The organism is Paenibacillus terrae, assembly GCF_000943545.1.
In the GTDB taxonomy this organism is placed as follows: Bacteria; Bacillota; Bacilli; order Paenibacillales; family Paenibacillaceae; genus Paenibacillus; species Paenibacillus terrae_A.
In genome coordinates, this window is the sequence record NZ_JTHP01000026.1 from 1 (window position 1) to 15,846 (window position 15,846).

Sequence of the window (15,846 nt, forward strand, 5' to 3'; positions counted from 1 at the left end):
CTTCGCGGAACTCTCTTTTTTTGTATTGTCTAGGGGGCAGGCCAAGTTAAATCACTTGTCCTACCCCTCTTTCCACCTTACACACCACTAAAACGTATAGAAGCTCTACGGCGGTTGCCAGCGGAGCGGGCAGAATTGTTCTGAAGAAGCGAAGCGTTCGGTTGAAAGCTTTCCGAAGGAAAGCTCGCATCGTAAGCATACGCTGTCCCCGGATTTTAACCTTTACAGGTTGTATACAATAATAAAAATCCGAGGGCGGTGGCGATCGGAAGAACAATCTGCACGCGCAGCGCCTACCAACCGCAAGAAAGCTTCTCATACGTCTAACTTATTCCCATTAAAACCAGCGAGCAAAGCACAAGCCCCGTACCGCATCCCGAGGTGTACACCTTGAGGTGACGGAACACAGACGTTTTCCAGGCAGTTAGAGATTCATCCGAACGCAAGCGTTCGTTTTCCTCCTGTAATGCCTTGGATTGTCGGATGAACAGATGTCGGATGTCGGCGAATCCCCGCAGGAATAGGGTGAGAAACCCGCTTTGCAGGACGTGGAAGATTGCGCCGATCACCAAGCTCAGCAAGCCTAACAGAAATAGCAGATTCGCTGTTGCCACATTTTCATGGCCATCCAACAGATGAGGTGAGGCATACAGATAACCAAAGGTACCGATGATCAGGGCCGTTATCCCGAAACGAAAAAACATTATTTTTCGACCCGTTTGGCAAAACGAAGATCCGGGTTCGAACGAGCGTCAAATACGATGCCTTGAACTTTAGGACTGATCAATGCCGTATCCGCAGAGAACTGGATCGGGATAATTGGCAGATCCTCCATCAATACGTCCTCAGCCTGATGAAGCTGCTCAAAGCGTTTTGCCGGATCAAGCTCGAAGGTTGAAGATTCGATCAGCTTGTCATACTCCGGATTGCTCCAGTTGGTAAAGTTATTCGAATTTTTGGAAGTATAGTGTCCCAATACGCCGAGCGGATCAAGGAAGTTTCCTTCCCAGCCCATACGGGCGATCTGGAAGTTCTTTTGTTTAAAGGTATCAATGTATGTTTTCCATTCCTGATTTTCCAGCGTCACTTCAACGCCCAGGTTCGTTTTCAGCATTTCCTGAATCGCTTCAGCTACTTTTTTATGCTTGTCCGAAGTGTTGTACTTGAAGGTGATCGGTGGCAGCTTGGTCAAACCTTCTTCTTTCAGACCTTCGGCCAGCAATTGTTTCGCTTTGGCAGCGTCAAACTCATAGTATTTTTTCGGCGCTTCGTCACGGAAATCCTTACCGGATGGAGTTGTTGTTCCGTATGGTACGTATCCGTAAGCCGGAGTTTCGCCACCTTTGGTTACGTTGGTCGCCAGGATTTCACGGTCAATCGCGTAAGCAATGGCCTGTCTGATTTTTTTATTGTCAAACGGCTTTTGTTTTACGTTAAAAGAATATGTGTACACACTGAAAGATGGATGCGACAAAAATTCCTTGTTGCTCTTCTCCTGATCCAGCGTATCAACGGGAAGACCCAAAATCAGGTCCAAATCGCCTGTTTTGTACATTTGATAATAGGTTGTGGAGTCTTGAACCATTTTAAAGTTAATCGTTGCCATCGTAATGGCATCTTTGTTCCAGTATTGATCGTTTTTCGCCAATGTAATTTGCTCATTATGCTTCCATTCCTTGGCTACATACGCGCCGTTGCCGACAATGGTGTTGGCTTCTGCCGCCCATTTGTCGCTTTTCTCAACCACGGATTGGTTTACGGGCAGATATGCATGGCCCACTGCGATCGTTGGGAAGAAGCTTAGCGGTGATTTCAGCTCGACCACAAGGGTTTTGTCGTCCTTGGCTGTAACACCTACATCTTCGACTTTACCTTTGCCTGTGTTGTAGGCTTCTGCTCCCTTGATGTAGTACAGAGCGGAAGGATCGTAGGCAGCCGTTTTCGGATTCAGGACCCGTTTCCAGGAGTATTCAAAATCCTTAGCAGTAAGCGGGTCACCATTCGACCATTTCGCGCCGTCGCGGATAGTGAAGGTGTACGTTTTGCCGTCAGGAGTTACGTCTACTTTGCTGGCAGCGCCCTCTACGATTTTACCGGCTTTGTCATATGTATACAGACCTTCGTACAGGTTATCAATAACAAAGTAGGACGTTGTATCTGATGCAAAAGCAGGGTCCAGTGTATACGGCTCGCCACCTGCCAGATTGGTGGTGATTTCTTGCGGAGTATCTGCTTGCGGCGCAGCGGCTGGATCATTGCTTGCTGTTTTGTCTGTATTGCCAGAGCATCCGGCCAAAGCCGTTACTGCCAAAAGTAAAATGACAGTCATCCAATGCATTTTTTTCATCGTATAATTCCTCCATTAATTTTGTTAGTTATGCAAAATGTTATTCCAAAATGTAAGGTGCACCGTACCGGGATTTATTCATCCTCCTTTCCGACAGGTATGCCGCGTGTGCGCAGTTCCATAAAGGAGCTGCCGTTGGTTCTGCTGTTGGGCGAGAAATTACGGATCATGGTAGACAGCCCTCCTATTTTCATTTGTAAATCCTTGTAATTAATGCTGTGAACGCGGATCAAGCGCATCCTGAAGCCCATCTCCGAGCGTGTTGAACGCCAGCATGGTGAGCGAGATCATCAGTCCTGGGAAGAACAGGCGCCACCATTGTCCGCTTAAAATGACCCCGAGTGAATCGTTAGCCATTGTCCCCCAACTGGCGGAAGGAGATTGAATCCCCAGACCGAGAAAGCTCAGGAACGATTCAGCAAAAATAGCTGACGGAATCGTGAACGTCAGGTTCACGATAATGATCGCCGCTGCATTCGGCAGCAAATGCTTGAAAATAATGCGCGAATGGGAGGTTCCCAAACTACGGGCGGCTAACACATATTCCTGCTGCTTGAGCTGTAAAATTTGCCCCCGAACCACACGTGCCATACCCACCCATCCGGTGATGGATAGGGCAATAATCATCGTGAGCAGTCCCGGCTTCATAATGACCAGCAACAAAATGATGACCAGCAAATAAGGGATGCTGTACAAAATCTCAATGATACGCATCAGGCTGCTGTCAATCCGGTCGCCCGTTTTACCACGTCCTGCACAATACCCGGCTACACAGCCGACGAGGATGCCAAGCACCAAATCAATGGCGGCAGCGGCAAACCCGATCATCAGCGAGATTCTCGCCCCGGCCCAGGTTCGTGCCCATACGTCTCTCCCCAGATCATCCGTACCAAACCAATGCGCTCCCGAAGGAGGAAGGTTCGTCTTTAATAGGGATTGGTCACTGGGTGCATAAGGAACCATGGAAGGTCCGGCAATCGCCAGCGCGATAATAATGATAAGTAAGGAAAGCCCCAGCAGAGAGAGCTTGTTGTTGAAAAGTCTGCGAAGCCGATCCCGCCATAGTGATTCTTTGGGTCTGGACAATGTGGGGGCGGGCAACTGGCTGCGGTCAACGGGACTGAACAGGCTGTCCCTTTCGACAGTGGGTGCTGCTTTCATGTTAATCTCCTTTGCTGACTAATTTGATTCGCGGATCGACAAGGCGATAGGAAATATCAATTAAAAATAAGGTAACGACCAGAATGGCACTGTAGAAAATGGTTGTGCCCATAATGACCGGATAATCCCGGTTAAAAATACTGTCTACAAAGTATTTACCGATGCCGGGAATGGCGAATATCTTTTCCACAACAAAGGTACCTGTAATGACGGAAGCGAACAGGGGTCCGATGAAGGACAGCACGGGAATCAGTGCGTTGCGTAATCCGTGACGGATGACTACGGCCCAAGAGGATAGCCCTTTCGCTTTGGCGGTGCGTATGTACTCCTGATGCATTACTTCCAGCATGCTTGTCCGCATGAAGCGGGCAATGACGGCGAGAGGGGAAACGGCGAGAGCCAGCGATGGAAGCACCGTATGCTGCCAGGTTCCCCATGAGGCGACCGGGAGCAGATGCCATTTGACGGCGACATATTTGATTAAAAGCGGTGCCAAAATGAAGCTGGGCACGGAAATACCGACAATGGCAATAAACATCGAAATATAATCCAATGGTCGATTATGATGTAAAGCTGCCAGCGTTCCGAGTGCAATTCCCGCAATAATCGCAACTACGATGGATTGAATGCCGAGCAATGCGGAAGGTGGAAAACCTCTGGCAATGAGCATGTTTACGTCCGTCGTTTTTGATTGAATAGATGGGCCCATATCCAGCACCAGCAAATTTTTCAGATACAACACATACTGCACGGCAAGCGGCTTGTCCAGATTGTATCTGGCACGCATGTTTTGCAGCACTGCTTCCGGAATCGTTTTAGAATCGTTCGAGAATGGGTCCCCCGGAATGATGTGCATGATGATAAACGTTAAAGTGACGATAATCCACAATGTAACGAGCATCGTAAAAAGACGTTTTAAAATGTACATGGGGCTTTATTTCTCCTGTCTATGCTGAAAATAATGGTTATCTGTAGGCTAATCGTCATTTCAGGGCAGCTACGCTGCTGGTTTTCAGCTTTCTTTAAATAAATAAAAGTATATAAGAATACTAGGAAATGATAAAACGGTTTAGGTGACATGTCAAGGTAAGGTTTTACATTATAGAACATTGGTCAAATTTTCGTCACAGGTTTTCCATTTTTATAAGGCTAAGATTCCGCTCCATCCTCTCGACGAGTATCTTGCGGTATGTTATGATGATACTCTGATAACGTGTTAACGAACTAAAGCGTTTGCCGCCTGTCCTTTAGGATAGGGAGGTTACCATTGCTGGAGGGAATAAAATGAGAAAAACAGCCATGTTTACAATGATGATTGGATTGATTATGATCGTTTTGGCCGGATGTTCCGGTGGTAAGGATAACAGCAAGCTGATTATCGGAATTGATGATAAATTTGCACCGATGGGTTTTAGAGATGAAAATAACGAACTGACCGGCTTTGATATTGATTATGCCAAGGCGGCTGCGGAGCAAATGGGCAAGCAAGTGGAATTCCAGCCCATTGACTGGTCTGCCAAAGAATCCGAGCTGAACAGCGGCCGTATTGATCTGATTTGGAACGGATATACGATTACGGATGAGCGTAAGGAAAAAGTGCTGTTTACGAAGCCGTATCTGAAAAATAGTCAGGTGATCGCGCTCCCGGCCAAATCCAATCTCACGAAGCTGGACGATCTGGCGGGCAAAAACGTGGGTCTTCAAACATTGTCCTCGGCAGCCGATGCACTGGATGCGAATCCGATCAAGAGCAAACTGAAACAGGTGTCTGAGTATCCCGATAATGTGCTTGCGTTGACCGATCTGAAAACCGGACGTCTGGATGCGGTTGTCATTGACGAAGTGGTAGCCAAATACTACATGTCCAAAGAGCCAGGAACGTATAAACTGCTTGGCGAATCGCTGGCCCCTGAGGAGTATGGTATCGGCGTGAAAAAAGGGAACGACGAGCTGCTAACGCAGTTACAATCCGCTTTGGATGAGCTGCACAAGAACGGTAAAGCCGCTGAAATTTCGAAAAAGTGGTTTGGTGAAGATAAAGTTTTGAATTAATACGTAGCGTATTGAACTAAGGGTTTAGGAGTCGAAGGTTATGAGTATGGATTATATTTTACGAATTATGAAGCCTATGCTCGAAGGGGCGCAGATGACGGTTATTTTATTTTTCATCACGCTCATCTTGTCCATTCCGCTGGGATTTATCGTTACGTTGCTGGCGAAAAGCCGAATTAAGCCTATTGCCTGGCTGATGCATACGTACATTTATGTCATACGGGGCACACCGCTTTTGCTGCAACTGCTGTTCTTTTGCTTTGGTCTGCCGATGTTGCCTGTGATCGGGGAGTATCTGGTGCTGGACCGGACAACGGCTGCGTTGCTGGCGTTTGTGCTGAATTATGCGGCTTATTTTGCTGAAATTTTCAGAGGCGGGATGTTGTCGATTGATAAGGGACAATACGAAGCTTCACAAGTGCTGGGCCTGAGCAAGTCGCAGACGCTGATTAGAGTCATTGTGCCGCAAATGGTACGGATTGCTTTGCCTGCGGTCACGAATGAGGCGACAACACTGGTCAAAGATACGGCGTTGCTATATGCGGTAGCTGTACCGGAACTACTACATTTTGCCAATACGGCTGTGAACCGTGATTTTACGATTGTGCCTTATTTTGTAGCGGCTATGATCTATTTGTTGTTGGCTTTGGTGCTGACGCTATTCTTTAGAGCGCTGGAAAAACGTTTTAAATTCGAATAAAAGGAATGTCGGGATATGAACACTAACGCAATAGAAGTAATCGATTTGAAAAAATCGTTCGGTAAGCTCGACGTTCTGAAAAGAGTGAGCTTTAACGTCAAGGCGGGTGAGGTCGTTGCGGTCATCGGTCCTTCTGGCTCGGGGAAAAGCACCATGCTTCGCAGTCTGGTTCATCTGGAAGATGTGACGGGCGGGACGATCCGCATTCATGATAAAGCATTGGTGGAAAATGGTCAGTACGCCCCGGCAGGCGACATTAAGGGCATTACCACGGGGATGGGCATGGTGTTCCAGCATTTTAATCTGTTCCCTCACTTGACGGTACAGGATAATCTGGAGCTGGCTCCAAAGCTGGTGAAAAAAACGAGCAAGGCTGAGCTGCGTCGTCAAAGCGCGGAACTGCTGGCTAAAGTCGGCTTGGCGGATAAAGCCGATGCGTATCCGTCCCGACTGTCGGGCGGACAGAAGCAGCGTGTGGCGATTGCCCGGGCAATGATGATGAACCCTGACATTTTGCTGTTCGACGAGCCAACCTCGGCCCTTGATCCCGAGCTGACGGGCGAGGTACTGCGAGTTATTAAAAAGCTGGCTGAGGAGCATATGACGATGGTCATCGTGACCCACGAGATGAACTTTGCGAGAGATGTGGCGGATCGTGTCATCTTTATGGACAATGGAGAGATTGCCGAGTCGGGCACACCGGAGCAAATTTTCGGCAATCCGCAGCTGGAGCGGACGAAGGTGTTTTTGAATCGGGTGGGGGATTAAAAACATTGTTAGGGGACGCTACGGGTGCAGATTGTTCTTTTGATCGCTGTTACCCCCGGATTTTTTTCATTTAATGAACCATTACAAGGTGAAAATCCGGGGGTAAAGGCGAACGCTAACCCTTCTTTAGAACAATTCTGCCCGCTTCGCTGACCGACCACCTATGCACGAACCTATTTTTAAGCAGGAAGTGTGGAGCAGGTTTCAGGGCGTGATGCAAACTGGGCTTAAGGCTCCCATTCTTAAGCTGACCCCGCTCCCTTTTCCCCGCTAAATACCTCAATCATCGTCATTGCTCCCGTTCGATACCCGTGGATAAACGCTGCTGCGGAGTGCAGGGAGGTTGACTCGTTTAATAAATCAAATATGACTTCCATTTGCTCAAAATCGACTTCTGAAAATTTATTTTTCAGCATCTCCATATGTTCACTAATTTTTTGATTCACTTGTTGAGACTCAGGATCGGTAGACTTTATTTGTTCACTGGGATGCCAATTCCCATAATACATATCCTCCAAAATCATTTTCACTATGCCTCCTATAAATACTATTTTGTTAAGTCTTTGTTCTCACGTAAATCCATCACCCAAGGCAAGTATACGGCATGCGGAAGCTACATATTGATATTTATGCGTTATTCGCATAAAGTTTTTTTATAAGCTGAGTTAAAAATGTACATGAGGCGCCACTACGCGGTCGGATGGTGCTTCCCATCGCTGTTGCGCCCGGATTTCTTAATCAAGCCAAGAAGGTTGAAATCCGGGCACAAAGGCGAACGCTATCGCTTGTACAGCACCATTCCGCCCACTCCGTTCTTGTTCAACTTGGTTTATTATTGATCAGACAGATAATCCTAAACGTTACAGGTAAAAAGGCATAACATGCACAATAAAGCTCCCGTGATGATTCACAGGAGCTTTATTGCTAGAATTATTCATTGAATCGTCCCATCATAACTGTGTTGTGGTACTTACCATCGGACAGAATTTTGTCTTTTTTTAATATACCTTCGATCTCAAACCCCAGTTGTTTATACAGTGCAATGGCCTTATCGTTTGTTTCTAAAACATTCAACGACATTTTTTGAATGTCATTGGAATCAGCCCAGTCGATAGATGCTTTCAGCAGATTTTTCCCCATACCATATCCCCAAAATTCTTTACAAACACAGACTCCAAATTCTACTTTATGAGCGAATCTATTTAAATAAACTCCTTCGCATCTTGAAAACCCCACGATTTGATCACCAACTACAGCAACTAAAAATAAATTTCTTGGTTTTACAGTGTCTGTTTGTATAATCTGTTCAAACCCCGATGCATCTATAAATGCCTCCCCTTGCTCTCTATCCAAATTTTCTGTCTCTCCATCAATCTGTAATCTTAATTCAGATAAATCTGCTGCATCCTTGTTGATTGCCGATCTAACGGTATAATTTAGCCCAGTCACATAAAATTCTTGCTTGTTAATGATCATGATATACTCCATTCAAATTGAGTTGATGTGTTCAAATTGTATAAGACCATTTGCCTACTCTGTTTTGATGTCATTTTTCAAGTTCGGCTTATATAGAGATTGCAATATTATTTACTGGGAAATATAAACATCCGTATGTATAATAAGCATTATATCACTTTATTTTAAAAAGCAGATGGTTTCTGCAAGGAAAAGGTAACACTACTGGATAAAATAATATTTCTATTGATTAAGGAGTTGAGCGAGAAATATGGTTAATAGTAAACTCAAGGAAATGGGCTTAATTGGTGCGATATTCGTTACATTAACCATTGTTTTTGTTTGTTCTTATCAAGTTTATCAAAACGTAGGAACTGTCCATAGTTACTTTTCTCCTAAAATGACCTCATTTCTAGCTATTGAAAAAGAAACTGATCAATGGAACGGTATTAAGTTTAATGATCAATATTCCGTCAAATTTGATAGTTTTTTTGGGATAAGACAATCATAATTGAAGCTTGAAAAAATAAAAAAGCTAATGGCTTGGTGCTTCACTTGCAGAAGCAAGAGCGCCGTATGGTAGTAATAGAGCGGTCATTGCTGCCAAGATTGCGGTTTTAGTCATTATTTTGATTGTTTTCATAATTATTGAAATTCTCCTTTTTCAAAAAAAATTTTAGGGTGGGTTATCGTTATGAGCAAATTTGAAAAAAACCTAATTAAGTATTTGTCTTATGGATTTATGGTAGGCATATATTATTCCTTCATCAAAGGCCCAACACAGTCGCCTACAGTTAACGGTGTGACTAAATTCTTCACTTTGCCTGCGTCTGATTTTATTTTTAGTGCATTATCAACCTCATTTCTAGTAAGTCTTATTTTTGGAATATTGTATTTTTTAGTGTTTTTAGCTAAGAGAAGGAATAAATAGATTTCACCTCTATATTCCTTTATTGCAAATTTTTATTTTAGCCAAAGTCGAAAACAAAAAGAAACCATCGATGCCGGGAATTTCCCAAACACCGATGGTTCTCATTCTGCTATACATATTTTTACCAACCGTGATTTTGATTAGATTGCCAATCGTGATTCGAAGGTGTGATTGATCCTGAATTGCCGTTGATAAAGCCACTTACGTAGCATCGTCGGTCTTGGGGTAGTACCAGCGAAGCTGATACCACCCGCAAAGTAAATGGATGCATATGGGGATAATATCAAAAAAACGCCAGTCCTGGATCTTGTCCAAGCTTGGCGTTTTTTTTGTTCTAAGCTTTTCGCTGTTGATCGTTCGTTTCGTTAGTGCTAAACATAAACATGAACATGAACATATTAACTATTCCTATTCTGATAGGGCTTTGAACGTTGCAGTAACCTATAATAGTCCTGAAAGTGCTTCAAGGGGTACCGCCAGTAAAACGCGGATTTACAACGCTAAGGGTGTAACCGGCTTTATTGCCTTTCCTTGGTTCAATGGCCGCAATGAATCTAAGGTGGTAACTCCTTTCGGGTCAAAACGATACTCGCCAAGGAAAACGAAATGTTTCAATATTATGAATTCCGGATGTTTTCCGTTGTGTCAAAAAGCATACTTTTACGGACGGTCATTTTCATAATGTATTTGTGTCCGTAAAGGTATTGATTTGTTTTTATAAGCGTTTATAGTTTTATGAAATAATGGATATTATTCAATCGGAAGAACAATCTGCACGCGTAGCGAGCTCCCCCACCATAACTCCTCCCCCTATTAGGTTGAAATCCTATATAAATCGGTTGAAAATGTTGATTTTACCAATGGACAAGTATTTGTACAATGGAGTTGTAACGCTTACATTTCCAAGGAGGTTGCGGCGAAATGAAGAGAGTTCAGGCGATTGGCAAGCAAATCAGGACCCCAAGATCCAAAAGGAGGCCGTATTGATGAAATTTAAGGGAATATTGGCGGCATTTTTGTTTTTAACCGCGGCGTCTGTGCTATTTGGGACGCATACGGCAGAGGCCCATGAACTATCCAATGACAAGCTGACGATTCAGACAGGTGAGCATGGCGAAATTTCATCCATCCGTATCAAGGGAGATGCTTTCCCAACAGAGTACGTGATGAACGCAACGGTAACACCCGAGCAGAATACGGCGGATCATCAATGGCTCGGTGAGCTGATGTTCACGTACCGACTGGACGAAGGCAGCTGGACCAAGGCATGGACGAACAAGTCGGCAGATGCACGCAAAATCACGACCAGTGGCAACCGCGTTACCGTTACGTATGAGAACTCAAGCAACGCAGAAGGCATACGCAATTTTAAAGTCATCGAAACGTATTCGGCGGAGTCGAACGGTTCGGTGTTGTGGAATATACAGGTACAGAACACAAGTGGCAAAAAGTTGGAGATTGGCGATTTAGGTTTGCCGCTGCCATTCAATGAGCAGTGGACCAACGGTGATGCAATTTACGAGACTAGAGTCGTAACGCATTCCTTTGTCGGCAATAACAGCTCCTATATTACGGCTGGACGTCCCAGCGGCATTGGTTCTTCGCTGCTGCTGATACCTGATTCCACAACAGGTGCGGGTTTTGAGTATCAGGATCACTGGCGGGATGAGGAGCATCCGGGCAGCAAATGGGCCTGGAATCCGGCGAATGAAGGCAAATGGCTGGAGGGACTGAATGTATTTTATATTCACTCCAATGTGATTAAGTCCACAAACCGTGGATATTTGCCCAATACAAGCCTGATCCTGAACCCCGGCCAAAGCCGCAACTATGGCTTCAAGTTTTTGGCGGTGAAGGACGAGCATGATGTGAAAGATGCATTGTATCAAGAAAACCTGGTGGATACAACGGTTGTACCGGGGATGATCGTGCCTACGAATCAGAAGGCAAAAGTGGATCTGCGCACCAAGCAGGCGATCAGCAAGGTAACCTATCCAGATGGAACCGTCATTCCGCAGGCGGACAGCAAGACTGGAGGGCACCACATCTATGAACTGAAATTCACCAAACTGGGTCCAAACTTCATCACAGTGGAGTATGGAAACGGCAACAAGACTGTTTTACAGTTCTATGCCATCGAGCCGATTGATTTGGCATTGCAACGGCACGCTACATTTATGGTAGATAAAACCCAGTGGAATGTACCGGGTGATCTGCGCGATAAAGTCTTTGACGATTGGATGATGCATACCAAATCCAAGCGTAACATTTTCAACGGATACTGGGGCTGGGGGGATGATTGGGGTCTGACCCACGGACAGTTCCTGGCTGAGAAAAACACACTTTCTCCGGTTGCCAAAGAGGTACGGGCGGTAGACGATTATTTGGAGACGGCCATCTGGACGAATCTGATGAACGGCCATCATGAGGATTATTTGATTCATGATTTCCTGATGCCGGAGCCGAACGATACACCAACCTATCGGGGGTACGCTTACCCGCATGTGTATAACACGTATTTCAGCATGTACAAGATTGCGAAGGAATACCCGGATCTTGTCACTTACAAGCAGCCGAAGGAAACGTATTTGCTGCGGGCGTATAACATTTTCAAAGCATTGTACGAAGGGCCAGTCGCGTACAACTGGGAAACGGGCTTGATGGGCGAACTGACCACACCGGATATTATTCAGGCACTTCATGATGAAGGCTATGACGATGAGGCGAACGATCTCAAGGAAAAAATGAATCGCAAATATAACAATTTTAAAAACACAAAATATCCTTACGGCTCCGAATACAGCTACGATAACACTGGGGAAGAGGCCGTATATACGTTAGCCAAGCAGAATATAGATACAGAAGGCGAGCAAAGCAAAGCGCTGGAAATGATGAGTAAAATCAATGCTAAAACCCGTGCAGCACGCGGACATATGCCCATTTGGTACTACTATACCGATCCGGTGACGATTACCGGGGAGAACTGGTTTAACTTCCAGTACACGACTTCGCTTGCAGGCTACGCGATGGACGACTGGATACGGCACCATGAGGACAATCACCGCGAGGAACAACAGCGTCTGTCCTATGCAGCTAAAATCGCCAATGTGGGGGCGGTTAATTCCGGGCAAATCAGCTCGGACCCTGAGAACATCGGGGCAGTCGCATGGACGTATCAGGCGGAAAAAGGTAACCAGGGAACAAACGGCACCGGAGGCGGTAAAAATGTTCCGCTCTTTAACGGCTGGCGCGGCATGAGCGGCGAGGCCGATCTTGGACTGTTCGGTGCACTCAAAACGCTAAGTGCCGACATTGCAGTAGATCCGATCTTCGGATTGACAGGCTACGGAGCGGAGGTGAGCAAAAGCGGCAACGTGTATACGATTAAGCCGCTGGACGGCCTGTTTAAGCGGGTCAACCTGATCACGGAAAAGCTGTATATCGAGCTGGACAGGGATCAATACACAGAAGCCAAGCTGGCAACATCCAAGGATTATGTATGGTTCCAACTGAAAAACCAAACGCCAGGCCAAGCACATTCCACGTACGTTACATTTGATGGTTTGAAGAAAGGAACGTATTTGGTTAAAGTAGGTGGTCAATCGCAAGGTAAATTTAATGCGTATGCACCTACCAACAAGCTGAAATTGGACATTGGCACAGCCTCTTCCTACACGGTGGAGCTGACACCAACGACGCCTGATCCGAACAAGGCGCCTGTCGTAGATGCTGGTAAAGCTTCCAAGGTGAAGCTGCCGGATCCAATCATTCTGAAAGGCACGGCGACGGATGATGGAATTCCACAAGGCAAGGTTACGAGCGAGTGGAGTCTGGTCGAAGGGCCACAAGGTGCGAAGGTTACGTTCAGCAGCAAAACATCGCTGCGCACGAAGGTGGGCGTTTCTGAGCCGGGAACGTATATATTCAAGCTGACATCCAGCGACTCGCTGTTATCGGCTGAGGCCAGAGTAAGCGTGATCGTAGAACCGGCGGCTCCGTTACTTGAACAGCTTGCGTTGTATAAGTTTGACGAAACCAGCGGTTCAGTCGCTACGGATTCGTCGGACAGTCGCAATGATGCTGTCGTGAAGGGCACGGCTGCATGGGCTGTGGGGAAAAAAGGCAATGCTGTCAGCCTGAATGGTAAGGACAGCTACGTGCAGCTCCCGGCGGGCATCGTGAGCCGGGCACAGCAATTGACCGTATCCGGTTGGGTCAAAGCGAACAGCCTGAGCGATTATGTACGGATTTTTGACTTCGGCTCCGGGACGAATGAATATATGTTCCTGACCCCTAAAGCCGGAAATACGATGCTGTTTGCGATTACCAACCAAGGCAACGGGCAGGGACAGGAACAGACGATTGAGGCTCCTGTGCTGCCGACAGGGGTGTGGAAACACGTTGCGGTCACTCTCTCAGGCTCCACAGGTATTTTATACGTGGATGGAAAAGAAGTGGGACGCAATACCAGCCTGACGTTGAATCCTACCAGTCTGGGTCAAACCAAAAACAATTTTATCGGTAAGTCTCAGTACCCTGACCCATACTTCGACGGTCTGGTGGATGAATTCCGCATCTACAGCCGGGCTCTGAATGCTTCCGAGGTGGCAGGTCTGGCCTCCGGTACAGCACAGAGCCTGACGGGAGCCGAGAAAATCACGGCTTTAAAAGAAGTAAACGTGACCACTCGTGCGGGTGAAAAACCCGAATTGCCAAGCGTAGTGGAAGCAACGTATGGAGAAGACTCCACTAAATGGGTAGCTGTAGAGTGGGAAAATATTGATCCTGCACAATATGCTACTCCGGGTTCATTTGAATTGAAGGGCAATGTAGAAGGAACAGAATTGAAGGCGATTGCCAAGGTGACCGTGATCGAGGCAGGGGCCCCTGTCAACTCTGGAACTCCGGGAACGCCGACAAATCCGGTTAACCCGGTAACACCCGAAACACCTACTCCTGTCAGCTCTGCTAAATCAGCAGGGGTATTACGATCTGGAGGAAACATTGAATAGCTCTTGTTAAATAACCTTTCCCACCGTCACTTTCTTCCTGCAAAGGGGAGAGTGGCGGTGGGTATCCTTGCATTTGGAGTACAAAGCTGCGAATACGAATGTGAATGGGGGAAAAGGCATGAGCAAGATTACATTTCTGGGTGCAGGCAGTACGGTATTTGCTAAAAATGTGCTTGGCGATTGTATGCTGACACCTGCTTTGCAGGGCTTTGAGCTGGCGTTGTTCGATATTGACCCCGGAAGGCTGAAGGATTCGGAAAATATTTTATCCAATTTGAAAAAAACAACAGGGAGCACCTGTGTGATCCGCTCCTACACCGACCGTAAGGAAGCGCTGCGTGGAGCAGCCTATGTGGTAAATGCCATTCAGGTCGGCGGCTATGATCCGTGTACGATTACGGATTTTGAAATTCCCAAAATATACGGTCTGCGCCAAACGATTGCCGATACGGTCGGGATTGGCGGTATTTTCCGCAACTTACGAACGATTCCGGTGATGCTCGATTTTGCCGCAGATGTGCGTGAGGTATGCCCGGATGCATGGTTTTTCAACTACACTAACCCGATGGCTGTGCTGACGAATGTGATGAACGTATACGGCGGCGTCCGTACGGTGGGGCTGTGTCATAGCGTGCAGGCGTGTATACCGGAGCTGTTCAAAAGCTTGGGACTGGAGCAGGAAGGCGTAAAGGCGAAAATCGCAGGCATTAATCATATGGCGTGGCTGCTCGAAGTGAGCAAGGACGGTGTGGATTTATATCCTGAGATTAAAAAGCGGGCCGCCGCCAAGCAGCGGGAAAAGCATAACGACATGGTGCGTTTTGAGATGATGCTGAAATTCGGCTATTACATTACAGAATCGTCCGAGCATAATGCGGAATATCATCCATATTTTATCAAGCGGGCATACCCTGAACTGATCGAACGGTTCAATATTCCTTTGGATGAGTACCCGCGCCGCTGCGTGAGCCAGATTGAACGATGGGAAACGATGCGCGGGGAGCTTTTGGGTAATCAGGATCTTCGCCATGAAAGGTCGAATGAATATGCTTCGTATATTTTGGAGGCGATCGAAACGGATCGGCCTTTTACCATTGGCGGCAACGTGATGAATACAGGTTTAATCACCAATCTGCCGAAGGAAGCATGTGTGGAGGTGCCTTGTCTGGTGAATCGCAACGGGGTCACGCCGACCTATGTCGGAGATTTGCCGCCCCAATGTGCTGCGCTCAACCGGACGAATATCAATACACAATTGCTGACGATTGAGGCTGCAATCACCGGGAAAAAAGAGCATATTTATCATGCCGCACTGCTGGATCCGCACACATCAGCCGAGCTGTCCATGGATGAGATTGTTTCGTTGTGCGATGACCTGATTGCGGCGCACGGAGAGTGGCTTCCAGCCTATGTGTAAGGG

The 15,846-nt window shown here is 46.6% G+C and carries 13 protein-coding genes; 7 read left to right on the forward strand and 6 right to left on the reverse strand.

Annotated elements, in window-relative coordinates; genetic code table 11:
* Positions 1–323: 323 nt before the first annotated feature.
* From QD47_RS13960 to QD47_RS13975, 4 genes are all read right to left on the reverse strand, one after another.
* Positions 324–704, reverse strand: a complete 381-nt coding sequence (locus tag QD47_RS13960) for a DUF3899 domain-containing protein (RefSeq protein WP_044646707.1) — start codon at positions 702–704, stop codon at positions 324–326.
* Positions 704–2,347, reverse strand: coding sequence for a peptide ABC transporter substrate-binding protein (locus tag QD47_RS13965; protein ID WP_044646708.1), 1,644 nt, complete (start codon positions 2,345–2,347; stop codon positions 704–706). The genes QD47_RS13960 and QD47_RS13965 overlap by 1 nt, the downstream gene beginning before the upstream one ends.
* A gap of 210 nt (positions 2,348–2,557) precedes the next feature.
* Positions 2,558–3,508: an ABC transporter permease gene (locus QD47_RS13970; RefSeq protein WP_044646709.1), complete on the reverse strand. Its 951-nt coding sequence runs from the start codon at positions 3,506–3,508 to the stop codon at positions 2,558–2,560.
* A gap of 1 nt (position 3,509) precedes the next feature.
* Complete coding sequence (locus QD47_RS13975; RefSeq protein WP_044646710.1) at positions 3,510–4,436, reverse strand: ABC transporter permease; 927 nt, start codon at positions 4,434–4,436, stop codon at positions 3,510–3,512.
* Positions 4,437–4,792: 356 nt separating this feature from the next.
* On the opposite strand from QD47_RS13975, the gene QD47_RS13980 reads away from it, so the two are divergent.
* Genes QD47_RS13980 through QD47_RS13990 form a run of 3 tightly spaced genes read left to right on the forward strand, consistent with a single transcriptional unit; the run spans position 4,793 to position 7,028 of the window.
* Positions 4,793–5,560, forward strand: a complete 768-nt coding sequence (locus tag QD47_RS13980) for an amino acid ABC transporter substrate-binding protein (protein WP_044646711.1) — start codon at positions 4,793–4,795, stop codon at positions 5,558–5,560.
* 40 nt (positions 5,561–5,600) lie between these two features.
* The gene (locus QD47_RS13985) at positions 5,601–6,260 is read left to right on the forward strand and encodes an amino acid ABC transporter permease (RefSeq protein ID WP_025683112.1); all 660 of its coding nucleotides are present in this window, start codon (positions 5,601–5,603) and stop codon (positions 6,258–6,260) included.
* A 15-nt stretch (positions 6,261–6,275) separates the two neighbouring features.
* Entirely contained in the window at positions 6,276–7,028 is a 753-nt protein-coding gene (locus QD47_RS13990) for an amino acid ABC transporter ATP-binding protein (protein WP_044646712.1), read from the forward strand.
* Between the two features lie 242 nt (positions 7,029–7,270).
* Here the strand turns inward: QD47_RS13990 and QD47_RS13995 are convergent, their stop codons facing one another.
* Both QD47_RS13995 and QD47_RS14000 read right to left on the reverse strand, forming a co-directional pair.
* A complete protein-coding gene (locus QD47_RS13995; protein WP_044646713.1) occupies positions 7,271–7,552 on the reverse strand; it encodes a DUF6809 family protein in 282 nt (93 codons plus the stop codon).
* Positions 7,553–7,958: 406 nt separating this feature from the next.
* The gene (locus QD47_RS14000; RefSeq protein ID WP_044646714.1) at positions 7,959–8,504 is read right to left on the reverse strand and encodes a GNAT family N-acetyltransferase; all 546 of its coding nucleotides are present in this window, start codon (positions 8,502–8,504) and stop codon (positions 7,959–7,961) included.
* A gap of 250 nt (positions 8,505–8,754) precedes the next feature.
* On the opposite strand from QD47_RS14000, the gene QD47_RS14005 reads away from it, so the two are divergent.
* The 4 genes from QD47_RS14005 (at position 8,755) to melA (ending at position 15,843) form a co-directional block, all read left to right on the forward strand.
* A complete protein-coding gene (locus QD47_RS14005; protein WP_052646772.1) occupies positions 8,755–8,994 on the forward strand; it encodes a hypothetical protein in 240 nt (79 codons plus the stop codon).
* A gap of 183 nt (positions 8,995–9,177) precedes the next feature.
* Positions 9,178–9,414, forward strand: coding sequence for a hypothetical protein (locus QD47_RS32160; RefSeq protein ID WP_044646715.1), 237 nt, complete (start codon positions 9,178–9,180; stop codon positions 9,412–9,414).
* A 986-nt stretch (positions 9,415–10,400) separates the two neighbouring features.
* Positions 10,401–14,426, forward strand: coding sequence for a DUF5695 domain-containing protein (locus QD47_RS14015; RefSeq protein WP_044646716.1), 4,026 nt, complete (start codon positions 10,401–10,403; stop codon positions 14,424–14,426).
* 118 nt (positions 14,427–14,544) lie between these two features.
* A complete protein-coding gene (gene melA / locus QD47_RS14020; RefSeq protein WP_044646756.1) occupies positions 14,545–15,843 on the forward strand; it encodes an alpha-glucosidase/alpha-galactosidase in 1,299 nt (432 codons plus the stop codon).
* Positions 15,844–15,846: the final 3 nt, after the last annotated feature.